Origin of the sequence: Paraburkholderia aromaticivorans, from assembly GCF_002278075.1 — a bacterium.
In the GTDB taxonomy this organism is placed as follows: Bacteria; Pseudomonadota; Gammaproteobacteria; order Burkholderiales; family Burkholderiaceae; genus Paraburkholderia; species Paraburkholderia aromaticivorans.
The window spans coordinates 3,186,441-3,211,736 of sequence record NZ_CP022989.1 but is presented as its reverse complement, the minus strand read 5'-3'; the positions used below and the strand labels follow the sequence as shown (position 1 = coordinate 3,211,736).

Below are 25,296 nucleotides of genomic sequence, written 5' to 3'. Positions count from 1 at the left end.
TCGTCAGGCCGCGCGCTCCATTCATCAAAGACACCCTCCCGCATACAGATAAACGCTACATCCGCTGACTTTGCTCATGCTGCAATGTCGCCAGCAGCGTCTTGCTTCTCCGTGATTCGCTGCGCCGATCATTCAGAGGAGTTCCGCAAGATGACGAAATCATCAGTAGGCAGCCCGACGTCCGCGGTTTGGGATGAATTTCGGATACCTGACGAAGGCAACAACAAGGCTCAGACTACAGGACATGTTTCGCGCGGCACAGCCTCCCATTCCCCACCACGATCGCACACGACACACGGGAACCGCGATGCGTCCCATCCTCCTGGCGCGCCCTCCGTGCTCGCCCGCGGACTAGCGGCCGCCGCGTTCTCACGTCAAACTTCCGGCCAGGGATTAACCGGAAACACAGCTGCCTCGCCTGGCAGAGCAAGCGGCGGCGTCCGCACCCGGGATGCGCTGCTGCGCCGGACCGGCTCCGTCCACGGCACATACGCGCGCAGGCCCGTCCGGGCAGCACGGAGTGATGACACGTCCCGACCGATCGCGGAAACGGAGCCCATCAGCATCAAAGAGTTCAACGAACTCAACAATAATTACGACACCGTGGACGGTTATCCTCGCAACAGCGAGGCCAACGGCGAGATCGCACAGAAAATCGAAGACGGCATCGGGCAGGAAATGACCGGCTATCCGCCCGAGGTGATCCAGTTCCAGCAGAGAGAAACCCACCTGCAAGGCATGCTGGCCGACCTGCCCGAGAGCGAACGCCAGTTCTACGCCGCCGCGGCCGCCATGCTGGGCACGGCCTACCCGCTAGAAACGGGCAGCGACAGCCGCTACGAAATCGGGCAGAAGATGACCGCGCTGGAAGACGCCGTTCGTGACGAAGCGAACCGCGTTCGCAACGATCCCGTCGATCGGGCCCTGAGTATCTTTAACCCGCCTATGGGCGTTGCCTGGCTGAACAAGGAAGATCGGGACAATGTCGATTACCTCGATAAATTGCGCGACGACTTTCTCGACGCGACCAACGCCGACGAACGGGACGAAATATTCGAGGAAGCCAGCGAACTCAAAGACGGGCTGCAACGCAGCATCTCGGCCGAAGTCGACCGGCGCCGGCTTACGGCGGACGGCCAGTGGAAAGAAGCCAATGGCGAAGTCGACCGGATCCTGAGTGAAGCGCGGGCACAGACCGACCCCGCGAAACGTTACGAGTTGATTGGCCGCCAACTCTATGAGGGCGATCCCGGGCAGGACACGCTGAAGGACAAGGTCGTTCTGGCCTTCACGCAGCGCATGCAGGACTCCGCGGAACTACGCGACACGCTCGATACCTGGCACGCCCAGGTCAGCGGCCCTTTGAATGCCCACTCGGTGGGCGCCGCAAAGCGATATACGGACATTCTCAGGAACCTCCCGCCGGCGAGCGGCGACTACGTGCGCGATCTCAGCGATCAATACAATGCCGTCCTCAAGGATACGAGCTACAAGGACTATTCCATCACCCCCGCCGCCCGCTCGGAGAAACTGGCTGGACAAGTGCTGGAAGGCATTGCACGCGTGCTGTTGGGCGTGACGCCGCTGGCTCCGCTGGCCGATCTGCTACCTTCCACATTGCCGGCCGGCATCCGCATGGGTCTCGATTATGGCTCGGCACTGCTAGGCATGATTGCCGGCGAAGCCCCGGCCATTCTCAACGATGTCGGTCTCGCGGGTAAAGCCCTTGCCACGGCCGCCAAAGATGCCGAAGCGGCCAACCTGGCTTCAAAAGACGGCGCAGCGACGGGGGAAAACCTGGCGCAAAGCGCCGGTCGAATCGCTGACAGGACGAAAGCTGGTCCCAGCGCTGGCCGGGACGCGCAGGCCGCCGGCCAGGCAATCGACGACAAGCCAGCGGTGGACGCCGGACCGTCCATCGACCCGACCAGCCAACTTGCGCATCAACGCGCCGGCGACTACCCCTATGGATCACTCGAGGCCTATGCCGATCCCAACGTCCACCCGGCAGATTTACATTCCGGGGCGCGGCCCGGCATCCTCGAAGATGCCCGAGGCGACCGATATGTCGCGATGCATGGAAAGGCTTATCACGTGCGCTTTGACAATCAGAGCGACACCTGGCGGGTATTCATGAAAGGCGCCGATCTCAAGCCGCAATATCCGGTTCGTCTGAATGAGATAACCCACCGTTGGGAAATCAATACGGAAGTGGGTTTGACCGGCGGGGCGCCAAAAATTAGCGAGCAGACGCGAAAGGAAATCATCAGACTCCTCAAGGAGGGGAACCTGTCGCGCGCGAAAATCGCAGCCACGCTGGGGATTTCTACGAATCCGGTAGCAAGGATCATGAACGAGGAGAAAATCGTGCTGACTGCTCCTGATTCTCTGCGTACCCTGAAAATCACGCCGGCGGATGAGCGCGAGATTGTCAGACTGCTAGAAGACGGAGTTCTCACGCGCGTTGAGATAGCAAAAAAAATGGGGATTTCCCCCAGCATGGTAGGCAAAATCTCGAAGCGGAATAACCTTGGTCTGCACGGCAAGTACCTTCCGCCCGCAATCCGAAGGAAGGCTGAGAACCTGCTCAGAGAGGGAAAACTAACCAACGCTCAGATAGCGGCAGAAACAAAAATTTCATCACGTACGGTGACCAGGATCAAGAAAGACATGCATCTTGCCAAATTCGTCCGCAGGCGAAGAATCACGCCGGAGATCCGGCAAGACGTCATCCAGCGGATCAATGACGGATTGACGTATGACGAGATAGCCGCAGCCACTGGCGTAAGCAAAATGACCGTTCGGCGAATCGCCCAGCAAACGAATACGTTCCGCGGAGTGGTCCGGACTTCACCCGAACAGATCGACCGGGTCTTTACACTGAAAGACGAGGGGAAAACCCCTCAGGAAGTCGCCGATGCGGTCGGGATCTCCGTCAGGAAAGTCAGGGACATCTATGCCAATGTCAATGCCGACTCTTACAAAAGGATCTGGTGGGACACGACGCCAGAAAAGCGAACCGCCGCCATCCGTCAACTCGATGAAGGCAAAAACGCAAACCAGGTGGCCAAAGATCTAGGCCTCCAGATCGAGACAGTGCGCGGGATTGCCAATCAGCACCGCGTCGCAAGAGATTCGCTGGCAAGCGAACTTCTGGCAGAAGGCCGATCGCCTGAAGATGTGGCCGCTTCTCTAAACATATCGCCGAAGTATGTGGCCAAGCTCACAAAAGGTGTGCCCGAAAGCACTCACGAAATCCGTTTCACCGCAAAAGATCGCGATGCCGCAATGGAGATGTTCGAGAAGGGTTATAGCCGCGAGGACGTTGCCACGAAACTCGGCATTTCTCCGTGGAAAGCCCATAGTCTTGCCAATGAGTTCCGCACGAATACGATGAACTCGGTGACGCCGCAACAACTCGACGATATTGCACGGGCGCTGGGCCTCCCGGACTACGACTTTACGACCGGCGATCTGGCGAGAGCGACCCAGCTACCGGAAACCACGGTGAGAGTCGTCGAACAGGAATACGCACGCGGCCTGCTGGTATCGCGCCCCTCGTCTCCCGTAGCCGGCACGTCATCGGCAATGCCGGCTGCCGAACACTACGAATGGTTGCCGCCGCTTTCGGCAGCCCAGGAAATCGAGGCGATTCGCGCCATGGACGAAGGCCTCAGCCTGACGGACATTGCCGCTCAACTCAAGGAACCCGGCGCCGTGATTCAGCAATTGTACGAAGACGATCTGCCTCTCATGATGTCGAGAGATGATCCGCCCGATGCTCCGCCAGCACAGCCGCCCGCCCCGCAAACCCGGGTGCTCAGCAAGGAGGACGAGGCCGAAGTGCAGGAAATCGTGCAGCGAACAGGCCTGCGTCGATCATTCGTTACCAGTCTGTTTTTTACGTGAGCGCGTAGGCGCAAGCCGTTCGGCAGGCCTGCCGGGCACCGTGCCGGCGCCGAAGCCCGGCACGAATGACTACGCCATCGTCACCTGATTCCTGCCGCCATGTTTCGAGCGATACAACGCCCGGTCGGCGCTCGCGAATCCGTCGCGATATGCCGGCCGTGAGGTCTCGGTGATGCGCGTGAGCGCCGCGCCCACGCTCACCGTCACCGTGCCGAGCGGCGACGCGCGATGCTCGATCGCCAGATCCTCCACCCCCTGGCGCAGCGCTTCGAGCGTGTTTTCGAGCGCAGCCGTTCCGGCGCGCAGCATCAGCAGGCCGAATTCCTCGCCGCCCATGCGCCCGACGATAACGCGTTCGCCATCGGCGGCCGCCTGCATGACCGAGGCCACTTTGCGCAGACAGTGATCGCCCGCCTGGTGGCCGTAGGTGTCGTTGTATTGCTTGAACCAGTCCACGTCGACCACGACCGAACCCATCACGTCGCCGTCACGCGCTTCTTTCCATCGGCGGGTAACGCTTTCCAGCAGGAAACGGCGGTTATACAACTGCGTGAGCGGATCGATCGCGGTGGCCGTGCGCATCTTCAGATCGTTTTCGATCATCGCCCGCAGGTGGTAGAACACCGCCCGCTGTCCCGCATCGAGCCGGCCGGGCGACGGGCCCATCGCGCACAACGCGCCGACGATTTCACCATTGGGCGCGCGCAGCGCGATCGCCGCATAGAAACGCACGAACGGATGACGCTGCACCAGCATGCATTCGCCGAAGCGGGTATCGCTGTGCGCATCTTCAATGACGAACAGCTCGGCATCGCGCACCGCATAGTCGGCAAGCGAGCGGGCGCGCGTGACGAGCGGCATCGCCATGCCGACCTCGGCGCGGTAGTGCTGATATTCCTCGTCGAGCAGCGTAATCGCCGTGATCGCCGCGCCCGTCACGCTCTTGAGGATTTCCGCTGCGTGGGTGAAGCATTCGCGCATCACCTGATCGTCGTGCAGCAGCCATTCAATGACCGACGATTCCACCTCGGGTTCGCCGGTGGCGGACGGATCGAACTGCATCCGGCTGGACAGACGGTCGTTACTGAAGGCGAGTTGCACGGCGCGATCCCAGAATGTATTTAGCTCGTGTCAACGGCAGATACTCACCAAACTTGAGTGCCCGAACGCCAGAACCGCGTGGATAGCCCGCGCGGTTCCACGAAGTACAATTCACGCGCCGTCTTTCATTGCCCGCCGGGTCGGCGACACGTCTATTGGTCAGACAATTGAACGCGTCTTCGATCGTGCACCACCGGCCTCTGTCTCTCGCATAACAACCGCCCTGCTTTCATGCCCACGACCGCTTCCGACCTTCCGCCGACCGGCCTGCTGATCACCGACGTCCGTATGGCGGACGGCGCGCGCGTCGACGTGTCGATCGCCGCCGGCCGCATCGCCGCGCTCGGTCCCGACCTGCCGCGCGAGCCGAACCTGACCGTCGAGGACGGCGCCGGCGCGTTGCTGCTGCCGGGTTTTGTCGAAGGGCATACGCACCTGGATAAAACCAACTGGGGCTTGCCGTGGTATCGCAACGAGGTCGGCCCGAAGCTCACCGACCGCATCGAAAACGAACGGCGCTGGCGAGCGCAAAGCGGACATGACGCGGGACAGCAATCGCTCGCGCTCGCCCGCGCGTTCATGCAGGCGGGCACGACGCGCCTGCGCACGCACGTCGATATCGACACCGCTGCCGGGTTGCGTCATCTGGAAGGCGTGCTTGCCACGCGCGAAACGCTCGGCGACGTGCTCGACATGCAGATCGTCGCGTTTCCGCAATCGGGCGTGCTTGGCCGCCCCGGCACCGAAGCGCTGCTCGGCGACGCCCTGAAGGCAGGCGCCGACGTGCTCGGCGCGCTCGATCCCGCGTTGATCGACGGCGACCCGGTGGCGTCGCTCGATCTGACTTTCGATCTCGCGCAGCGGCATGCGAAGCCGATCGACATCCATCTGCACGAGCCGGGCGAAATCGGCGCGTTCACGCTCGGTCTGCTGCTCGACCGGGTTGCGGCGCTCGGCATGCAAGGGCAAGTGGTGGTGAGCCATGCGTTCTGTCTCGGCGCGTTGCCCGAGCGCGAACGCGACGCCCTGCTCGAACGGCTGGCCGCTCTGCGCGTTGCGTTGCTCACCACCGCTCCGCCATCGACAACCGTTCCGCCGCTCAAGGCCTGCCTCGAAAAAGGCGTGACCTTGTTCGGCGGCAACGACGGCGTGCGCGACACGTGGACGCCCTACGGCTCGCCCGACATGCTCGAACGCGCGATGCTGATCGCAATGCGCTACGGCCTGCGCCGCGACGACGACCTCGCCATCGCATTCGACTGCGTCAGCACCACCGCCGCGCAGGCCTGCGGATTCGCCGACTATGGCTTGCACGCGGGCGCGCGCGCCGACCTCGTGCTGGTGGACGCGGACACGGTCGCGCATGCGCTCGTCGCCCGGCCGCCGAGAAAGCTCGTGGTGTCGCACGGCCGGATCGTCGCGCGTAGCAGCACGCACGCAAGCCACTGAAAAACGCGCGGCAGAGGCCGGCCGTATTCCGATTTACACGGCGGCGTACACACCGGCCATCGTCGTGAACCCGTCGAGCCGTTTGAGCCGCATGCTCCAGCGTCTCAACGCCGGATAGTCGATCGATTCGATCTCCGCTTCGTCGAGCAGCGCGACCGGCACGAAGCACGCAATCGCAACTTGCCGCTCTGATCCTTCAACGGTCCGGCAAACGGATCGAGGCGGATCGAGGCGGCCCGCGACGAGCGCGGCGCGTTTGTCGGCCAGCGCGCGCTGCGCATCCGCGGCTCTCGAAACGGCGCGCGTCCTGCATCACGCTAATCACATGACGGGCGAACACTTCACCCGCGGCGGTCAGCGCGAGCCCGGAGGCGAACCGCTCGAAGAGCGGCGTGCCGACCTCGGCTTCGAGCTTGAGCAATTGCCGCTTGACCGCCGACGGCGCCACATGCAATTGCCGCGCGGCTTCACGAATCGAACCGCAGCGGCGAATCGCATCGAAATAGCGCAAGGAGCGTGCGTGAATGTGCCACGCGAGCGTATCGGCGGGGGTGGATTTCGGCATGCGGGTTGGCGCGCGTGAAAAATCAAAACCCTCACCATACCCCGTCAAAAACGCTCACTCCGCGTCAATCTCTGTGCCATGTAGCGATAGGTGCTACATCCGTGAACACGCTCCGTGCTGCAATGTATCCAGCCGCGTCGTACCTCTCATCACGTCGCCGGCTAATCTCTTGCAACAGGAGTTCAGGAAAATGACGACATCAACGGTGGGCAACTCGATGTCCGCAGTTCAGGATGGTACGGCTTCAGCCTTTCCCTCATCTGCAGGCACCGTATCGAACAGGCATGAAGTACCGAACCACCCGTGTGCCCCTTCTCCAGCCGCTCATGAAAAAGCGGCCGCGGTATTCTCCCGTCACACTTCCGGCGAAGCGATTGCGGCACATACTCCTTTGCCGGACAGGGCCGCGCCGGGCCTCCGCACCCAGGATGTTCTATCGCGTTCGATCCGTCCTGCAACGGCTCTGCTCGCGCGTACGCCCGCTGCGTCGCGACAGAACCTCGACAGACCCAATGGGTCGCTTTCCGCCGGAAGCGAGAAAGCGTCACCGACCGCGCCCGCCATTCAGCCCACGCCAGGCGCCTATACGCTGCCCGGCGCGAGTATCGAAGAGTTCGACCGGCTCAACAAGGACTACGACACCCAGCAGGGCTACCTCCCCCGCAATAGCGAGGCCAACGCCGGGATTGCACTAAAAATCGAAGACGGCCTCCAGCAGGAAATGACCGGATATCCTCCTCAGGTAATCCAGTTCCAGCAAAGACAGATCCATCTGCAAGGCATGCTCGCCGAACTGCCCGACAGTGAACGCCAGTTCTACGGCGGCGTGATTGCTACCCTGGCCGCGGCGTACCAGTTGGAAACCAGCAACGACAGGCGCTACGCGATCGATCAGAAATTGACCAGTCTGGAGAACGCCGTTCGTGAAGAAGCGAACCGCGTGCGCAACGATCCTGTCGACCGCGTATTGAGCCAGTTCAACCCGCCTATGGGCGCCGCCTGGCTGAACAAGGAAGATCGGGAAAACGTCGACCGCCTCGATAAATTGCGCGACGACTTTTTCGACGCAGAGGATGCCGGTGAACGGGAAGAGATATTCCAGGAGGCCAGCGACCTCAAGGGGAAATTGCAGGAACGGATCTCCACCGAAGTCGGCAAACGCCAGCGCGTAAAAAGCGCCCAGTGGAAAGAAGCCAATGCGGAGGTGGACCGTATCCTCAACGAAGCGCAGGCGCAAACCGACCCCGCAAAACGCTACGAACTGATTGGCCGTCAGCTCTTTCAGATCAACCCTGGACAGGACGAGTTGAAAGACAAGGTGGTTCTGGCCTTCACGCAACGCATGCATGATTCGTCCGCGTTGCGCGACCAACTCGATACCTGGCATGATCAGGTCAGCCGCCCGCTCAATATTCACTCTGTGGGGGCCGCTAAAAGATATACGGACATTCTCAAGGATCTCCCGGCCGTAAGCGGCGACTATGTGCGCGATCTCAGTGACCGGTACACCGCAGTGCTTAAGGACACCGGCTACAAGAACTACTCGATTACTCCGGCCGCGCGCGCGGAGAAACTGGCCGGACAGGTTCTCGAAGGCATCGACCGCGTGCTTCTGGGTCTGACGCCCTTGGCTCCGCTCGCCGATCTCCTGCCTTCGACCCTGCCCGCCAATGTCCGGATGGGACTCGATTACGGATCCGCGTTTCTTGGCATTCTGGGTGGCGAAGGCACGGGGCTTGCCAAAGAGATCAGTCTTGCGGGCAAAGCCGTTTCCGCGGCAGCCCGAGACGCGGAAGCGACCAACATGGCCGGCAGAGGCGGCGGCGTTTCGAGCAAAGATCTCGTTCAGGCTGCGGGCCAGGGCCTCGTCAAGGCGAGCCAGGCAGAGCCCACCCTGAGCCTGGAAGCGCGCGCCGCCGAGAAAGCACTCGCGGAACAGACGCTCGCCGAAGCGGGCCCCGCGGTCGATCCCACCAGCCAGCTCGCGCATCAGGGCGTGGGCAGCAGTCCGTACGGGTCGCTCGAGACCTACGCCGATCCGGACGTTTCGATTAAAGATCTCCGTTTGGCAGACAAGCCGGGCATCCGGCTCGATGCCAAAGGCGACCGGTATATCGAACTGCGCGGCAAGGCTTATCACGTCCGTTACGACAAAGACTACGAAAGCTGGCGCGTGTTCAAGAAAGGTATCGATCTGAAACCACAGTATTCCGTCCACCTGAATGATTCAACGGGGCATTGGGAACTCAGTACTGATGCACCCGCCGCTGGAGGACGGCCAAAAATCGACGACAAGGTGCGCAACGAAGTGATCAGGCTCGTTCGCGAGGGCGAATTGACCAGCCGCCAGATAGCTGAAAAACTAGGGATAAGCCAGGGGACTGTAACAAGAGTCGCGCAGGAAGAACGTATGACGTTTTCCGCCCCCGATTCTCTGCGTAGATTGCCACTCACGCCTGCGACCCGGCAGGAAATCCTCGACCTGCTACGGGAGGGGCGTGAATCGCGTAAGCAGATAGCCGCGAGATTTGACGTCAACCGTGGCACCGTAAGTAAGATCGCCAGGGAGAACGGCATCCGGCCCAACGCTGCCTATGGCCGTCCAGTCAGTCCGGAAATACGCCAGCAAGCGATCAACCTGTTAAAGAAGGGGGAGTCGTCCTGCAGCCAAATCGGAAAGCAACTTGGCATATCCACTGTAACAGTACTCAATATCGCGAGAAAAGAAGGTATCTCCCTCTCGGCAGCCGCCTCTTTACGTGGTATGAAAATCACATCAGGGACGCGGCAGCAAATCGTCGGATTGCTAAAGGACGGAGCACCGGTGAAAGAAGTCATGGCACAGGCGAGCGTATCCGAACGTACAGTGAGAAAGATTGCCGCGCAGAATGGTATACGTCCGTCCTTACCCAGGGGCGTTACGCCCGATCAGATCGACCAGGTATTTGCCTTGAAAGACCAGGGAAAATCCACTCGCGAAGTTGCCGATGCGGTCAAGCTATCAACCCAAAAAGTCCGGGACGTTTTCGCGAACTACAACGCCAATACCTACAAGAGGTCGTGGTGGAATACGACGCCAGAGAACCGGACTGCCGCCATTCGGCAACTGGATGAAGGCAAAGCCCCAAAAGACATTGCCAAGGGCCTGAATCTCCCGCTGGAAACCGTGCGAGGCATAGCCAATCAGCACCGGATCGCGAGAGATTCATTAGCCAGTGAGCTGCTGGCCGAAGGGAAACCAGCCGATGAGGTGGCTCAATCTCTCGGCATGTCTTCCAGCTATACGAGGCGGCTGGCCCAACGCGTGCCTGAAGGCAGCCACGATATCCGCTTCACTTCGGAAGACCGGAATGCGGCAATGGATATGTTCGAAAAAGGCTACACCAGAGAAGACGTCGCCGCGAAACTCGGCATCTCACCGTGGAAATCCCATAGTCTTGCTAACGAATTTCTCAAGAAAACCATGGACTCCGTGACGCCACAACAACTTGACGACATTGTGCGAGCGCTCGAGATCCGCGATTACAATTTTGCAACCGGCGATCTGGCCCGTGCGACCCATTTGGCGGAGAGTACGATAACGGTCATCGAGCAGGAATATGCGGGCGGCTTTTTTGTGGCACGATCGCGGCCTCCTCAACCTGGCTCATCCACGGGCTTCTCGCCGACGCCTGTCGATCATTACGAATGGGTCCCGCCACTTTCGCCGGAGGACGAAATTCACGCGATTCGCGCAATAGATGAAGGCCGTAGCCTGAAGGATGTTGCCGATCAGATCAATCAGCCTTACGCGGCCATTGCGCGGCTGCATGAAGAGGATCTACCGCTTGTCGCGTCGGCGGACGATATTGCCGGGGCCGAGCCGGCAGACCTGCCTCAACGGGCAACGACCGCATTCAGCGAAGACGACATGAACGAAATCCGAAACCTTGCGAAAGGCAGCGGTCTGAGCGCGTCATTTATCGCCAACTGGTTTAATGCGTCAGTGGAAGACATTCAAAAGATCCTGAACCCGCATCCTTGAGCAAGCTGCATAAAACGGGAAAAGCGCCTGCCGGATGATTCAGGCGCTTCCCCATGCGACGACGCGCGCCGGTCAAATTCGGCTGACCGCAACGCTGCCCCTCACGGCCGCTCGCCCCGCGCCAGTCTCGCTTCGATGTCGTACACCACCGGCATCAGATCCGCGACGCTGTCGATCACATAATGCGCGCCCGCCGCCTGCAGCTTCTGGATCGCCGCGTTGCGGCGCCATGCGAACTCGTCCGGCGCGAGCGCCTTGACGTCGTCTTCGGCCATACCGAACGCATTGCCGCTCACCGAGACTCCAACCGTCCACGTGCCGCCGTTGATTCCTTCTTCAATGCCGACCTCGGTGTCGTCGACCTTGATCGCTTCCTTTGCGCGCCAGACGCCCAGCTCCGGCAACGTCCTGTAGATCATGTACGGCGACGGCCGCCCTTCCGCCGTGTCGCCGGTGCACACGATGCTGTCCGGCGAAAACCCCTGCGCCGCCGCACCCGGCACGATCTCGGCCATGATCTCGCGCGTATAGCCGGTGGTCGTGCCGATCCGGATATCGTCGCCGCGCAGCGCGCTCGCCACGTCGGCCACGCCCGGAATCACCGAGCTATAGCTCGCCGCCACCGCGATGTTCTTCGGCACGAACACGTCGTACACGGCGTCGATATCCGCGTCAGCCGGCGCGTGCCCGTACTTGTCGGTCCATGCCTGCGCGACGCGGGGCAGCGCCATCAGCGCCGCGATATGCGGGCGCTTGGCCATGCCCATCGGACCGCGCGCTTCGTCGATCGTGATCGGCACGCCGAACTGCCCGAAGGTCTCCACAAAGGCGCCCATCGGCGCCAACGAACCGTAATCGACCACCGTGCCGGCCCAATCGAAAATCACCGCTTTTACATGCTTCATCGACTTCTATCCTTCGGAGGTTCCAACGCTCGCGCGGCGTGCCGCGCGTTATTCATGACGTGCTGTCCGGCCGTCCGCGTGCCGGCTACCCGGTCCACGCGCCGCACGGCTAAACGCTGATCTTCAGGCCTCCTCGGCCAGTGTCCTGCGTTCTTCGAGCGCCGCCGCGGGCGGTGCCGCATGCTCGACACCCATCGTGCGCAGCGAGTTGGCGCACGCCTCGACGACGCGGCGCATGACGTGTTCATCCACCTGCCCGATGCAGCCGATACGGAAGCTGTCCACCACCGTCAATTTGCCCGGATAGATGATGAAGCCCTGCTGCTTCATCAACTCATAGAAGGTCTCGAACCTGAACGACGGATGTGCCGGCGCAAAAAATGTCACGATGATCGGCGAGCGCCAGCGTGCGTTCAGCAACGGCTCGAAGCCGAGCTCTTGCATGCCGGCCACCAGCACGTCGCGATTGTTCGCGTAGCGCGCGAGACGCCCCGCCTGTCCGCCTTCGAGTTTGAACAGACGCAAGGCTTCGATAAACGCGGCCACCGTGTGCGTGGGCGGTGTGAAACGCCACTGGCCGGTGCGATTCATCACGTCCCATTGATCGTAGACGTCGAGCGCGAGCGAGTGGCTGCGGCCCTTCGCCTCCTGCAACGCGTGCTTGCGCGCAATCACGAAGCCGAACCCGGGCACTCCCTCGATGCATTTATTCGCCGACGACACAAACGCTTCGCAGGCGAACTCGCGCACGTCGAGCGGCACCGCGCCAAACGCGCTCATCGAATCGATCAGCAGCTTGCGGCCCTGCTTAGCGGTGGCGGCGGCGATCTCTTCGAGCGGATTCAGAATCCCCGAACTGGTTTCGCAATGCACCGCGACCACATGCGTAATGCGCGGATCGGCGGCCAGCATGCGTTCGACTTCGGCGCCGCGCGGCGGCAGATAGTCGCCCTTGTCCAGCACCGTGCAGGCGCGGCCGAGATAGCCGAGCGTGGTCGCAATGCGCTTGCCGTAGGCCCCGTTGGCCAGCACGAGCGCGTGAGCGTCGCGTGGAACGAGGCTGCCGAGCATCGCTTCGACGCAGTAGCTGCCGCTGCCTTGCAGCGGCACGCAGTCGAACTCACCCGCCGTGTCGCCGGCGATGTCCAGCAGGCTGCTACGCAGCAGCGCGGTCATCGCGCGGAAGTCGCCGTCCCACGAGCCCCAGTCGCGCAACATCGCTTCCTTGGTCGAGAACGCCGTGGTGAGGGGCCCGGGCGTCAGCAGATAGGGCTCGCCCCTGGCCGGCGGCGCGCACGTGAGCGCGGAGGACCCGGCGGCGCTGGCGGCTGGGGAACGGTCGATCACGCTGTCCATGTTCGGAATCTCCGATGTCGCTGTTTCGGTTCCTCACACAGTACAGAAGCGCACCGCATCGGTAAAATCGATATAATTGATGCTGGTATCGCAATAACTTATACACGAGCGAGGCACACGTGCAATACGCGCAGTTGCGGGCATTTCATGCGGTCGCGGAACACGGCGGGTTCTCTAAAGCGGCACAGGCGCTCTCGCTCACGCAGCCGGCCGTGTCGGATCATGTGCGGCGGCTGGAACAGGATTACGGCGTCAAACTGTTCGAGCGCGGGCCGCGCGGCGTCGAGACCACCGAACTCGGTCTGCGCCTCTTCAGCGTGACGCGGCAGATGGTCCGTTGCGAGCGCGACGCGCGGCAACTGCTCGAATCGGCGGGCGGGCTCGAATCCGGTTCGCTCTCGCTGGTGGCGGACGCGCCCGATCTGGCGGTTGCGCTGATCAGCGCATTTCGCAAGCTGCATCCGGGGATTGTCGTCACGCTGTCCATCGCCAACGCCGCGGACTGCATGCAGCGCGTGCTATCGAGCGCCGTGGACGCGGCCATCACCGCCGCGCCGCAGGTGCATAGCCGGCTGGAGTCGCGCGTACTGCGGCGCGATCCCTTGGTGGCGATGGTGCCGGCCAGCTATCCGGTCGCGAAGAAACGCAAGCTGAGTTACACCGAACTGGTGCGGCAGCCGATGATTTTCCGCGAGTCGCAATCCGTCACCCAGCAGTTGCTCGAAATCGAACTGGTGCGCGAAGCGCTGCAGGTCGAACCGGTGATGTACGTGGACGGCCGCGAGGCGCTCGAAGAAGCGGTCGCGCAAGGCATGGGCGTGGGGGTGATCGCGCGCGCCGAGTTCAACGAGTCGCGGCGGATCAGAATGATTCCGCTGGAAGACTGTCAGGTGCAGATGATCGAATCGCTCACGCGGCTTGCCGAGCGGCCGGGATCGAATCTGCTGGATGCGTTCTTCGCGGTGGAGTTGGCGAACCCCACGCCCGCGGCTGCGGCCGGATAAAGTGCAAAGCCGCCCGCGGCGCCCGCTAAATTCAGCCCGCGGGCGGCTTGCTCGTTGCCGCGTGAGGCGGCGTGACGCTATCGGGCCGCGCCACGCCCTCACGCGCGGCAGCGCTTAGCGCGAACCACCGCTTGCAATCAGGCTTTCGCCCGTCAGCCAGCGTGCGTCGTCGGAGGCGAGGAAGGCGACCACATCGGCGATATCGTCGGGCTGGCCGATACGGCCGAGCGGCGTCGTGCTGATAGCCCACGTTTCAAGATCGGAACCGACAAAGCCCGCGCTATGCGTGCCTTCGGTGGCGACCATGCCGGGATTCACGGAGTTGACGCGGATCTTGCGCGGGCCGAGCTCGCGCGCAAGCACGCCGGTAATGCCGTCCACGGCGCCCTTGGTGGCCGTATAGACCGCACTGCCCGGCGGCGTGATGCGGCTCACCACCGAACTGATGTTGACGATGCTCGCGCCTTCGCCCAGATGCTTGACCGCGGCCTGCGTGGTCAACAGCAGACCCAGCACGTTGACGTTGAAGTGCTTATGGAAATGCTCTTCGGTGATCTCTTCGATCGTCGCGAATTCATACACGCCCGAGTTGTTGACGAGAATGTCGAGACGGCCATACGTTTCGACAGCCGCATCGATGATGCCCTGCGCATCCGCCGCTTTGGACACGTCGCCGCCAACCGCCACGGCCTTGCCGCCCGCAGTGGTAATCGCGGCCACCACGTCATCCGCGCCCGTTTTGCTCGACGCGTAATTCACCACCACCGAGGCCCCTTGCGCCGCCAATGCCTTGGCGATCGCCGCTCCGATACCTTTCGATGCGCCGGTTACAACTGCAACTTTGCCTGTGAGCTTGCTCATGATCGATTCCTATAGATGGGATTCGCGCCGACGCTGCCGCGACGATTCGCGGGCCGCGTTGGACATGCCGTGGCGCTGTCACTGGAGACAATGTAGGCAGGTTGAGCGAGCGGATAAAGCGGCTGGCGGCGAATAGATACGTCGGTTGAGCCGAACAATCGGAGCGCCTGCACGCAGATGGCTGGAAAAGCGTGATGAGCGAGGCGCGGTGATTCGCTGCCTCGTGCGCGCGGAACACGAGTAAGCACGCACATAAAATCGGCCGGCAGCCGCTGCCGGCGGACGCCGCGAAGCTCGTGGCCGGCAAGCGCGAACTCGGCGAAGACGCGGTGCGTCTGCTGCAAACCATCCCGTTGCGCGGCAGCATTCCGGGCGGCGTGCCAACCGATTCGACCATCTACCGGTTCTACGAAATGGTGCAGATTGACGGTTCGACCCTGAAGGCGCTCGCGCATGAGCAATTCGGCCACGGCATCATCAGTGCGATCAACCTCAAGCTCGACATCAGGAAAGTCGACGATCCGCAAGGCGCTCAGCGCGCCGTGATCACGCTCGACGGAAAGTATCTGCCGACCAGACCGTTCTGCAACGGCAGCGAAGCCGTTGCCGCGAAAACGGCTCCATGTCGGCCATATAGACGGCACGGCTTGCCGCGCATTGATTCAGCACTTAAGCATCAACATGATCTGCACGGCCACGCTGACGAGCACCGCCAGCGCACCGAGCGTATCGAGAATAGCGGACCACACAATATCGCTCCTTCCACGTTCGCTTTTACCTTCGCTTGATTAAACGAATGCGCGCGCCATCAATTGAATGCCCAGTCCGAGCAGACAGATGAAGAACCAGCGCCTGAAGGTCTGCGCGCTGATGCGTCCGCGCACGCGCTGTCCGATCCACATGCCGAGCAGCGCCGGGGCTACGGCGAAGAGCGACTCGCCCAGATCGCCGGGCGCGAACGCGTGCTCTCTGGTGAGCCCGATCGCGAGCGCGAGGGTGGACACCGTGAACGAAAGCCCGAGCGCCTGCACCAGATCCTCTTTCTTCAACGCCAACCCTTGCAGATAAGGTACGGCCGGCACGACAAACACGCCGGTGCCGCCAGTGACGACGCCCGTCACCGCGCCGATCAGCGGCGACAACCAGCGCTCGTGCCGCGCCGGCACCGAAAAGCGCCACGCCAGCAAACCGGCCGCGGCGTAGAGCGTGAGCGCGGCACCGAGCCCGGCCACGGCCCACTCGCCGCCGCCCGCAATGAACGACGCGGCCGCGACCGTGCCGGCGACGATGCCCAGCATCATCGGCCACAAGCGTCTGACCAGCAGCCGCACACTCGGCCCCGCCACCAGTTGCCAGAGGTTCGTGATGAAGGACGGCAACAGCAGCATCGCGGCGGCTTGCGCCGGCAGCATCAGCGTGCCGAGCACACCCATTGCGACCGTCGGCAGTCCCATGCCGGTCACGCCCTTGACGAAGCCGGCGACAACGAAAGTCACGGCCACCACACCCGCACGCATCGCAAACGAAGAGATCATCGGCATGTCGTTATTGAAGTGATGCGGCAATTCTCAATCGCCGCAAGGCCGGCCACAATGCGTAAGATACTTACCGTGACTTAGGCTGGGGCTAAGGCATGCGCCCCCCATGAAACCGCACCTCAACCTGCTCGCCATGCGCTTCGACCTGATCGACCTACGCCTCTTTCTGCATATCCTCGACACCGGCAGCATCACGCACGGCGCGGCGCGCGCGAACATGTCGCTGCCCTCGGCGAGCGCGCGGCTGCGCGGCATGGAAGACGCACTCGGCATGCCGCTGCTCGAACGCGGCCGGCGCGGCGTCGAATCCACGCCGACCGGCGACACGCTCGCGCATCACGCGCGGCTCGTGCTCGGTCAGATCGAAAGAATGCAGGGCGAACTGGGCGAGCATCAGGAGGGCCGCAAGGCCTGCATACGGTTGTGGACCAACACGGCGGCCATCACCGAGTTCCTGCCCTCCGCGATCGGCCTCTTTCTGCGCGATCACCCCAACGTGCAGATCGACCTGAAGGAGCGTCAAAGCAGCGAAACGGTCAAGGCGGTGCTGAGCGGCGCGGCTGAAATCGGCATCATTTCCGATGCGGTCGAACACGGCGCGTTGCAGACCTTCCCCTTCGCCATCGACAAACTGGTGCTCATCACGAGCCGTGACGATGCGCTCGCCACATGCCGCCGTACGACGCTGGCCGAGGTGGCGGATCGGGCGTTCATCGGGCTGAGCGCGGACAGCGCGTTGCAGGCCTACTTGGGCGAGCGCGCGCTGCTGGCGGGCCAGCCGCTCAGCTTCCGCACCCACGTGCGGACCTTCGACGCCATCTGCTGCATGGTCGACCAGGGCGCCGGCGTGGGTATCGTGCCGGCCACGGCAGCGAAGCGTTACCGTGGCAGGCCAGGCATCCGCACGATCGAGCTGACCGATAGCTGGGCCGCGCGCCAGTTGCTGATCTGCATGCGCGATCTGAACGCGATGGCGCGGCCGGAAAAGGCGCTGGTCCGGCATCTGGCGGGGATTTGAGTTGCGATTCAGCGCACGACCGTGGCGTGGGCTTTTAATTATCAGTCCGGCTTATCTGACCGACCATTTTTAATCGATTTGCCTGATTTAGCGCGGTTTCCTATCCTTGACGCACCACCGCATGCGCATAAGCGCATGCGCCGCCCGCTCAATTTGCCGGCTATATCATGGAAAGAACCACCTTCAACGTGCGCGTCGACAGCGTCCGTGACGAAGCGCGCGGCGTGCGCTCGTTCAGCGTATCGCGTCTGGACGGCCAGCCGTTCGACCACTACGAACCCGGTGCGCATATCGACGTTACCGGCCCCTCGGGCGTCACGCGCCAATACTCGCTGTGCGGCGATCCGGATCGTCGCGAAGCCCATCTGTTTGCCGTGAAGCGCGAAGACGCTTCGCGCGGCGGTTCGCGTTCGCTGCATGACGACGTCACGGTCGGCAGCGAATTGACCATCGGCGCACCGCGCAATCTGTTCCAACTCGCGCCGGGCGCCGAAGAACATGTGCTGATTGCCGCGGGTATCGGCGTCACACCGCTCTTGAGCATGGCGTACCGTCTGCTCAAGCAGCAACAGCGCTTCGTGCTGCACTATTTCGCGCGCAGCGCGGAGCATGCGGCGTTTTTGCCGCTGCTCACGCGCGCGCCGTTCAGTGACTATGTGAAGCTGCATTTCGGCGTCGAGCGCGAGCGGCTCGATGCCGTACTCGGCGATTGTCTTGCGAATGCGCGCGACGGCACGCACGTGTACACATGCGGCCCGTCGGCGTTCATGGAACGCGCGGTGGCGATCGGCGAAACGCGTGTCCAGCCGGAAGCGATTCACCTCGAGCGATTCGCAGCCGCGCCGGCTCCGCCCGCGAGCGCCGGATCCGCCACGCTCGATACTTTCGACGTGCAAATCGCAAGCAGCGGCGCGACGGTGCGTGTCGACAAGGACACGACCATCGTCGCGGCCCTGGCGTCGATCGGCATCGAAGTGGATACGTCGTGCGGCGAAGGGGTATGTGGCACGTGCATGGTCGACGTGGTGAGCGGCACGCCCGAACATCGCGACCATTGCCTGAGCAAAGCGGAACGCGCGAGCGGCAAGGTGATCTGCTGCTGCATCTCGCGTGCCGCGTCGCCGGTTCTGGTGCTGGATCTTTGAAGCTGAATAGAGTCTGAATCAGGTCTGAATAAGGTGCTGCAAACGCAGCACCTTTGCCAACCGCCGCTTCTCACCGGTCGTCGTCGCGAATCGACGACGCATGCCGGCACAGCGCGCGCACGTCGACATCCATATACGGAAACAACGGCAACTGGCTCAGCACGTCGTGCAGATGCGCGGGACTCTCCACGTCGAATACGCTGATATTCGCGTAGCGGCCGGCAATGCGCCACAAATGCCGCCACACGCCTTCCTGTTGCAGCCTTTGCGACATCGCTTTCTCATCGGCCTTCAGGCGCGCGGCGCGTTCGGCGTCCATATCGGCCGGCAGATTGACGGTCATTTCAACGTGAAACAGCATGCTTGCTCCTATTCCTGATCGGTAACACCCAGCCCTGGCGGCCCGGCCGATCTCGCCGCGCAACCAGGGTCGACGGATTCATGCGGTACCTCCAGCCGTTTTCTTTCGGCAATCAGGCTTCCGCGCGCAGACGCTCCACTTCGGCGGCCGGAAGATCGCCGCGCTCCTTGAACAGCGTGAAGTCGAAATCGATCAGCGCGAAGTTGCCGTCCACGCCATACGGTTTGCCTTCGGCGCCCTCCGCCTGCTTGAGCGCCGGCACGAGTCCGTCGCGCGTGGCGAACGCGAAGTCGTCCCACAGATACGGATCACCGTCGATATTGATCTGCGTGGTCAGCTTGCGGAACCCCGGCGCGGAAACGAAAAAGTGAATATGCGCCGGACGATGCCCATGACGGCCGAGCTGGTCGAGCAGCAGTTGCGTCTGTCCTTGCGGCGGCACGCTATAGCCGACCGGCACGACGCTGCGGAAGCTGTACTTGCCTTCGGCGTCGGTACGGATCGAACGGCGCAGATTGAAGGCCGGCTGCGATTTGTCGAAGTACGAGTAATTGCCGAGATGATTCGCGTGCCACACTTCGACGAGCGCATGCGCCAATGGCTTGCCGTCTTCGCCCAGCACGCGGCCGCGCATGATCAGCGTCTGACCGGGATCGGTGCCGTCGTCAAGACGTGCGTGCCCTTCGGCAAGCGGCGCGCCGGCCACGTACAACGGCCCTTCGATGGTACGCGGCGTGCCGCCTTCGATGCCGGCCTTCGCTTCCGCTTCATCCAGGCGCACATCGAGAAAATGTTCGAAACCCAGGCCCGCGGCCAGCAAACCGAGCTCGCCGCTCTTGCCCGCATCGCCGAGATAGTTCAGCGCGGTCCAGAATTCAGCGGGCTGCACGTCGAGGTCCTCGATCGTATAGAACAGATCCTGCACGATCCGGTTGACGATCTGCTTGGTGCGCGGATTGCCTTCTTGGGTGGCGCTGTCGTTGATCTTCTGGAGCAACGCGTCGATAGTTTGCCTGTTCATGGGTATCTCCTTCGTATGATGTTCTGGATGGCTAACGGATGAGCCTTCAGTTCGCGGTAACGCTGGCGCCGCGGCGCGTGTCGCGCCGCAGACGGTCGATCTTGTCCCAGTCGAGCGTGATACCAAGACCCGGACCTTGAGGCAGGTGCAGCGCAAAATTCTCGTAGCGCAGCGGTTCGGTAAGAATCTCTTCGGTCAGCAGCAAGGGGCCGAACAGTTCGGTGCCCCACTTCAATTCGCCGAATGTGCTGAACAGTTGCGCGGAGGCCATCGTGCCCACCGCGCCTTCGAGCATGGTCCCGCCATACAGGTCGATATTCGCGGCCGCGGCGATGGCCGCCACCTGCGCGGCGCCCGCGAGGCCGCCCGATTGCGCGATCTTCACGGCAAAGACATCGGCGGCGCGGGCACTGGCCATCGCGAACGCGTCGGCCGGACCATGCAGCGCTTCGTCGGCCATGATCGGCACTTGAGCAAGGTCGGTCAGACGCTTGAGGCCGGCGCGGTTTTCCGCGGCGATGGGCTGCTCGATCAGCGCCACGCCGGCTTCCTCGAAACGCCGCGCGGCCCGGATCGCCTCCGCTTCGGTCCACGCCTGGTTCACATCGACCCGCACTTCGCCGACCCCTCTTAGCGCGTTACGGATCGCGACGACGTGCGCGACGTCGTCCGCCACCGCGCGCGTTCCGATCTTCAGCTTGAACACCCGGTGGCGCTTCGTCTCGTACACCTGCTCGGCTTCGGCGATATCGCGTTTCGTGTCACCGCTCGCGAGCGTCCACGCCACCTCCACGCAATCGCGCACACGGCCGCCGAACAACTCCGACAGCGGCACACCGAGGCGTTGGGCCTGCGCGTCGAACAAGGCCGTTTCCAGCGCGGACTTCGCAAAGCGGTTGCCCTGAAACAGTTCGCGCAGTTTCGCCATCGCCGCGCCCGGACGGGTCGCGTCCATCCCTTTGAGCAGCGGTGCGAAATAGCTGTCGATGTTGACCTTGATACTTTCCGGGCTTTCCTCGCCATACGCGAGGCCGCCGATCGTGGTGCCCTCGCCCACACCGACCAACCCGTCGGCGCAACGGATGCGCACCAGCACCAGCGTCTGGCAGTTCATCGTTGCGACCGACAGCCGGTGCGGACGGATCGTCGGCACGTCGACGAGAATCGTCTCCACGCTTTCGATCTTCACGGGTGTTGCTATCATTCGCTGCTCTCCTGAACTGCCTGACGGGGAGCCCCATATTAGAAACAAACCCGCGAAGCAGTCCAACACCGATTCCGACTACTTCCATACCTCAGGGGTATGCATGGAACTTCGCCAACTCCGCTACTTCATTGCGGTCGCGGAAGAAATGAACATCACGCGGGCCGCGCATCGCCTGCATATGACGCAGCCGCCGCTTAGCCGCCAGATCCAGCAGATTGAGGAAAACGTCGGCCTGTCGCTGTTCGAACGCGGCTCGCGGCCGCTGCGCCTGACCGAGGCCGGCCGCATTTTCTATGCGCAGGCGAGGCGCCTCGTCGACGAAGCGGACGAACTCGCCCCGCTTACGCGGCGCCTCGCGCAACTGGCCGAGCGCGTCGTGATCGGTTTCGTGCCGTCCACGCTGTACGGCGCGCTGCCCGCGGTGATCCGTGCGTTTCGCGAAGCCGCGCCGCATATCGAACTGTCGCTGATCGAAATGTTCACGATCGAGCAACTCGCGGCGCTCAAGGGCGGCCGTATCGACGTGGGCTTCGGCCGCCTGCGTTTGGACGACGCGCAACTCGCGCGCGAAGTCCTCGTCGAAGAACGGATGATTGCCACGCTGCCACAAGACCATCCTCTCGCGCGGCAGAAGAAGCCGCTGACGCTGGCGGCGCTCGCACAGGAAACGCTGATCGTCTATCCGAGCACGCCGCGGCCGAGCTATGCCGACCAGCAGCTATCGGCCATGCACGACCATGCGTTGGAGCCCAAAGCGATTCATGAGGTGCGGGAGTTGCAGACCGCGTTGGGTCTGGTCGCGGCGCAAGTGGGCGTGTGTCTCGTGCCGGAAAGTGTGGAAGGTTTGCGCGCGCACGGCGTGGTGTACCGGCCTATTCCCGCGGCCAATGTCGCTTCGCCGATCATCATGAGCCGCCGCCTGCAGGACGAATCGCCGACCACCACGCTGCTCTGTTCGCTCGCGCGGGACCTGTTCAAACGGGCCTGACGCGGCACGGTGGTCACTTCTCGTCGAAGCGCCGCACGATATCCGCCATCAGATTGCGCAACCACACATTGCCCTCGTCCTGATCGAAATGCTCATGCCAGTGCATCGTGACGGCCGCGATCGGCAAGGTCACGGGCAAGTCGTAGATCTGGAAGCCGCCGTCGCGATTGAAAATATGCGCAAGGCGCCGCGGCAGCGTGGCGAACAGGTCGGTGACGGCCAGCACGCTCGGCAGAGCCACGAAATGCGGTAGTTCCAGCGCGATATGACGCCCGACGCCCTGGCTGCGGAACTCGTCGTCGAGCGCGTGGTGGCTGTGTTCGATCGATGTGATCTGCACGTGCGAAGCGTCCAGAAACGCCTTCAGGCTCAGCTCTTTGGTGCGCGGCAAGCCGCGCCGCTTGCGCGTCATACACACGTAGGTCTCTTCAAATAGCGCCTGATGCCGCGTGCGCGCGGTCAGCGTGGGCAGATTGCCGATGGCGAAATCGAGCCGGCTCGCGCGCAGCGCATCTTCTATTTCCTCGACCGGCAGCGGCTCGATGCGCAATCTCACGCGCGGCGCCTGCCGGTGCAGCGCCTCGCAAATGGGCGGCAAATAGGCCAGTTCGCCCGCATCCGACAGCGATAGGCGGAACGTGCGCGTGCTCACCGCCGGGTCGAAATGCTCCGCGTAACGCAGCGCCTCGCGCACCGTGTCCAGCGCGCGAGCCACGATGGTCGACAACTCCAGCGCAATCGGCGTGGGCTGCATGCCGGCGCGCGTGCGGATGAAGAGCGGATCGTCGAACAGCGTGCGCAAACGCCCCAGCGAATAACTGATGGCCGGCTGAGACAACGCGAGCCGCTCGCCCGCGCGAGTCAGGCTGCGCTCTTCGACAATCGCCTGAAAAACGCGCAGCAGGTTGAGGTCGACGTGATCCAGCGAGTTCATCGAGATATCCATGCGGTTGATCTTACATTTCATTTTAGATCAATTTGACGCATATCAACCAGTCGACGAAACTTTGCTTCATCGATCACCCCACCTGCACAGCCATGAGCGAATCCCCCTATCAGACCGTCGACACGAGCGCGTTGTATCAGCGCGCGCAGCCGGATCGCATAGCCCCGTCGCTGTATTACGACCCGGCCATTTTCGAAGCGGAACTCGAACGCATTTTCTACAAGACGTGGATCTGGGTTGCGCACGAAAGCGAATTGCCCCATCCCGGCGACTTCCGCACCACCACGATCGGCCGCCAGCCGGTGATCGTGGTGCGCGACAGGAGCGGCGCGATCAACGTCCTGCAGAACCGCTGCCGCCACCGTGGCGCGACCGTCTGCGAACAGCACAAGGGCAACGCGAAAGGCTTCACGTGCCCGTATCACAGCTGGACTTACGGCCTCGACGGCGCGTTGCGCGCGCTGCCGTACGGCGACGGCTATGAAGGCGTGGTCGACAAGACCGAACTGCCGCTCGCCAGTCTGCGCGTGGGCATCTATCAAGGGCTGATCTTCGCGAGCTTCAATCAGGAGATCGAGCCGCTGGAAGATTTTCTGGGCGGCGCGAAACCGTGGATCGACCTCTTCATGAAGCAGGGCGCGGGCTATCCGGTCAAGGCCAACGGCGAACATCGCTTCCGCTTTAACGGCAACTGGAAGATCCAGCTCGAGAACACCACGGACCTCTATCACTTCCCCGTGGTCCACAAGTCGTGGATGAAATCGATCGACGACGAAACCGCCGCCGCGATCACGAGCTTCATGACGAGCGACCAGGCCTTCTGCCGCTCGCTCGGCAACGGCCACAGCCTCGCGGTGCTGGTGCCGGAACTCGTCGATCTCGACAAGGACGACGGCGCGCCGATCCCCGAACGCTTCGAAGAACTCGCTGCGTCGCTCGCGAAGGACCACACGCCGGAAGCAGTGCGCCGCATCGTGCGCTCGCTGATGGGCGTCGGCTTCAATCTGAACCTGTTTCCGAACCTCGCGCTGTCGATGGCATTTTTCCGCGTCCTGCGGCCCATTTCCGCGAACGAGACCGAGATCCGTCACGTCGCCCTCGCCATGGACGGCGGCCCCGAAGAAGCGAACCGCGTACGCCTGCGCATTCACGAACACTTCCAGGGCCCGTTCGGTTTCGGCAGTCCGGACGACGCCGAAGCGTGGGAGCGCGTGCAGCGCGGCTCGCACGCCGGCCCCGATCTGCCGATTCTCGTGAACCGCGGCTTGAATCGCGAAAGCACAGCGCCGAACGGTGAAAAAACCGCCCACGCCACCGATGAAACCGGCATGCGTGAAGCGTACGCGCAATGGCGCACGATGATGGAGCAAGCATGATGGACGACCGGAACACGCTTTCCTCGCAGCAGACTTTTGCCGGCGCGATCGAACTCATCTGGCGCGAGGCGGAACTGCTGGACCGCAAGGACTATCGCGAGTGGCTGTCGCTGTGGGACCCGGCGGGCTTCTACGTGGTGCCGATCGAGCACGACACCAGCGACTTCGCCGCCACGCTGAACTACGCTTACGACGATCACGACATGCGCGAAAAGCGCGTGCAACGCATGCTGTCCGGCTATTCGGTGTCGGCGGCCGACGCCGCGCGCACTGTTCGGACCGTATCGCGTTTCACGCTGGCAAGCGACGCGAGCGATGAAGTCACGGTGAACTCCGCGCAAGTCATCGTCGCCTACAAACGCGGCAAGTCGACGCTCTTCGCGGCGGACCTTACGCATCGCATCGGTTTCGCGAGCGGCGAGCCGCGCATCGTGCAAAAGGTCATCCGCCTGATCGACTCGACCGAAGCGTTGAGCGCAATCGGTTTCCTGCTCTGATCCCCGACAACCAGCGAGCACGACA

Annotated in this window: 20 protein-coding genes and 1 pseudogene; 10 read left to right on the top strand and 11 right to left on the bottom strand. The window is 62.7% G+C overall.

Annotated elements, in window-relative coordinates; genetic code table 11:
• The first annotated feature begins 336 nt into the window (after window positions 1-336).
• A complete protein-coding gene (locus CJU94_RS14645; RefSeq protein ID WP_244220838.1) occupies window positions 337-3,909 on the top strand; it encodes a helix-turn-helix domain-containing protein in 3,573 nt (1,190 codons plus the stop codon).
• 69 nt (window positions 3,910-3,978) lie between these two features.
• Here the strand turns inward: CJU94_RS14645 and CJU94_RS14640 are convergent, their stop codons facing one another.
• Complete coding sequence (locus CJU94_RS14640) at window positions 3,979-5,010, bottom strand: sensor domain-containing diguanylate cyclase (RefSeq protein ID WP_244220837.1); 1,032 nt, start codon at window positions 5,008-5,010, stop codon at window positions 3,979-3,981.
• Between the two features lie 231 nt (window positions 5,011-5,241).
• Here CJU94_RS14640 and CJU94_RS14635 point away from each other — a divergent pair, with 231 nt between their 5' ends.
• Window positions 5,242-6,459, top strand: coding sequence for an amidohydrolase family protein (locus tag CJU94_RS14635; protein ID WP_095419296.1), 1,218 nt, complete (start codon window positions 5,242-5,244; stop codon window positions 6,457-6,459).
• A gap of 33 nt (window positions 6,460-6,492) precedes the next feature.
• On the opposite strand, the gene CJU94_RS42255 is transcribed toward CJU94_RS14635, so the two are convergent.
• Window positions 6,493-6,621: a glutathione S-transferase family protein gene (locus CJU94_RS42255; RefSeq protein ID WP_279636599.1), complete on the bottom strand. Its 129-nt coding sequence runs from the start codon at window positions 6,619-6,621 to the stop codon at window positions 6,493-6,495.
• A gap of 34 nt (window positions 6,622-6,655) precedes the next feature.
• Entirely contained in the window at window positions 6,656-7,024 is a 369-nt protein-coding gene (locus CJU94_RS14630) for a LysR family transcriptional regulator (protein WP_425272149.1), read from the bottom strand.
• Between the two features lie 190 nt (window positions 7,025-7,214).
• Between CJU94_RS14630 and CJU94_RS14625 the strand changes: the two genes are divergently transcribed.
• The gene (locus CJU94_RS14625; protein WP_244220836.1) at window positions 7,215-11,048 is read left to right on the top strand and encodes an ArsR family transcriptional regulator; all 3,834 of its coding nucleotides are present in this window, start codon (window positions 7,215-7,217) and stop codon (window positions 11,046-11,048) included.
• 101 nt (window positions 11,049-11,149) lie between these two features.
• Here CJU94_RS14625 and phnX read toward each other — a convergent pair whose 3' ends face one another.
• Both phnX and CJU94_RS14615 read right to left on the bottom strand, forming a co-directional pair.
• Complete coding sequence (gene phnX / locus CJU94_RS14620) at window positions 11,150-11,953, bottom strand: phosphonoacetaldehyde hydrolase (RefSeq protein WP_095419294.1); 804 nt, start codon at window positions 11,951-11,953, stop codon at window positions 11,150-11,152.
• Between the two features lie 123 nt (window positions 11,954-12,076).
• Window positions 12,077-13,309, bottom strand: coding sequence for a 2-aminoethylphosphonate--pyruvate transaminase (locus CJU94_RS14615; RefSeq protein ID WP_095419293.1), 1,233 nt, complete (start codon window positions 13,307-13,309; stop codon window positions 12,077-12,079).
• A 119-nt stretch (window positions 13,310-13,428) separates the two neighbouring features.
• Between CJU94_RS14615 and CJU94_RS14610 the strand changes: the two genes are divergently transcribed.
• Complete coding sequence (locus CJU94_RS14610; RefSeq protein ID WP_095419292.1) at window positions 13,429-14,313, top strand: LysR substrate-binding domain-containing protein; 885 nt, start codon at window positions 13,429-13,431, stop codon at window positions 14,311-14,313.
• Window positions 14,314-14,427: 114 nt separating this feature from the next.
• Here the strand turns inward: CJU94_RS14610 and CJU94_RS14605 are convergent, their stop codons facing one another.
• Window positions 14,428-15,174 (bottom strand): glucose 1-dehydrogenase, encoded by a 747-nt coding sequence (locus CJU94_RS14605; RefSeq protein WP_095419291.1) that lies wholly within the window; start codon window positions 15,172-15,174, stop codon window positions 14,428-14,430.
• Between the two features lie 257 nt (window positions 15,175-15,431).
• On the opposite strand from CJU94_RS14605, the pseudogene cynS reads away from it, so the two are divergent.
• A pseudogene (gene cynS / locus CJU94_RS41770) lies at window positions 15,432-15,758 on the top strand (cyanase); the annotation flags it as partial.
• Window positions 15,759-15,962: 204 nt separating this feature from the next.
• Here the strand turns inward: cynS and CJU94_RS14595 are convergent.
• Window positions 15,963-16,715 (bottom strand): sulfite exporter TauE/SafE family protein, encoded by a 753-nt coding sequence (locus CJU94_RS14595; RefSeq protein WP_095420366.1) that lies wholly within the window; start codon window positions 16,713-16,715, stop codon window positions 15,963-15,965.
• Window positions 16,716-16,845: 130 nt separating this feature from the next.
• Here CJU94_RS14595 and CJU94_RS14590 point away from each other — a divergent pair, with 130 nt between their 5' ends.
• A complete protein-coding gene (locus CJU94_RS14590; RefSeq protein ID WP_095420365.1) occupies window positions 16,846-17,730 on the top strand; it encodes a LysR family transcriptional regulator in 885 nt (294 codons plus the stop codon).
• Between the two features lie 167 nt (window positions 17,731-17,897).
• The gene (locus tag CJU94_RS14585) at window positions 17,898-18,875 is read left to right on the top strand and encodes a PDR/VanB family oxidoreductase (protein ID WP_095419289.1); all 978 of its coding nucleotides are present in this window, start codon (window positions 17,898-17,900) and stop codon (window positions 18,873-18,875) included.
• Between the two features lie 70 nt (window positions 18,876-18,945).
• On the opposite strand, the gene catC is transcribed toward CJU94_RS14585, so the two are convergent.
• The 3 genes from catC to CJU94_RS14570 form a co-directional block, all read right to left on the bottom strand.
• Entirely contained in the window at window positions 18,946-19,236 is a 291-nt protein-coding gene (catC, locus tag CJU94_RS14580) for a muconolactone Delta-isomerase (protein ID WP_095419288.1), read from the bottom strand.
• Window positions 19,237-19,348: 112 nt separating this feature from the next.
• Entirely contained in the window at window positions 19,349-20,257 is a 909-nt protein-coding gene (gene catA, locus CJU94_RS14575) for a catechol 1,2-dioxygenase (RefSeq protein WP_095419287.1), read from the bottom strand.
• A gap of 46 nt (window positions 20,258-20,303) precedes the next feature.
• Window positions 20,304-21,461, bottom strand: coding sequence for a muconate/chloromuconate family cycloisomerase (locus CJU94_RS14570; protein ID WP_095419286.1), 1,158 nt, complete (start codon window positions 21,459-21,461; stop codon window positions 20,304-20,306).
• Between the two features lie 103 nt (window positions 21,462-21,564).
• On the opposite strand from CJU94_RS14570, the gene CJU94_RS14565 reads away from it, so the two are divergent.
• A complete protein-coding gene (locus CJU94_RS14565) occupies window positions 21,565-22,452 on the top strand; it encodes a LysR family transcriptional regulator (RefSeq protein ID WP_095419285.1) in 888 nt (295 codons plus the stop codon).
• A gap of 13 nt (window positions 22,453-22,465) precedes the next feature.
• Here the strand turns inward: CJU94_RS14565 and CJU94_RS14560 are convergent, their stop codons facing one another.
• Entirely contained in the window at window positions 22,466-23,386 is a 921-nt protein-coding gene (locus tag CJU94_RS14560; RefSeq protein WP_095420364.1) for a LysR family transcriptional regulator, read from the bottom strand.
• 104 nt (window positions 23,387-23,490) lie between these two features.
• On the opposite strand from CJU94_RS14560, the gene CJU94_RS14555 reads away from it, so the two are divergent.
• Window positions 23,491-24,774 carry an aromatic ring-hydroxylating oxygenase subunit alpha gene (locus CJU94_RS14555; RefSeq protein ID WP_095419284.1) on the top strand — a complete coding sequence of 428 codons (1,284 nt, stop codon included), beginning with the start codon at window positions 23,491-23,493 and terminating at the stop codon, window positions 24,772-24,774.
• Entirely contained in the window at window positions 24,771-25,271 is a 501-nt protein-coding gene (locus tag CJU94_RS14550; RefSeq protein ID WP_095419283.1) for an aromatic-ring-hydroxylating dioxygenase subunit beta, read from the top strand. Before CJU94_RS14555 ends, CJU94_RS14550 begins: the two co-directional genes overlap by 4 nt.
• Window positions 25,272-25,296: the final 25 nt, after the last annotated feature.